Annotated in this window: 1 protein-coding gene; it reads right to left on the reverse strand. The window is 52.5% G+C overall.

The features are described 5' to 3' along the window. Window positions 1–40 precede the first annotated feature (40 nt). Window positions 41–244 (reverse strand): tautomerase family protein (locus ACSNOG_RS33855; protein ID WP_436756497.1); only part of this gene is annotated, 204 nt, incomplete at its 5' end.

A 244-nucleotide genomic window follows, 5' to 3' on the forward strand; every position in this document is an offset into this window, starting at 1 on the left:
TCCCCAATCCAGCCGCATGATTTCGATCGGCCATCCTTCCTCACCTCTTGTTTCTCAAATTGGCCGGCGCATGCTCATCAATCGGAATCTCGTCAAACCGGATGCTGATGAACTCGGGCTCCCGTTCGATAATTCGGGACAGCTCCCTGGTAAAAACCTCGACGATTTCTTCCTTCTGAGCATCCGACCGCCCTTCGTACATTTTGATCGTAATTTGCGGCAACGGCATTCGCCTCCCTTGCAT

Source organism: Streptomyces sp. URMC 124 (assembly GCF_051386455.1).
Classification (GTDB): Bacteria; Actinomycetota; Actinomycetes; order Streptomycetales; family Streptomycetaceae; genus Streptomyces.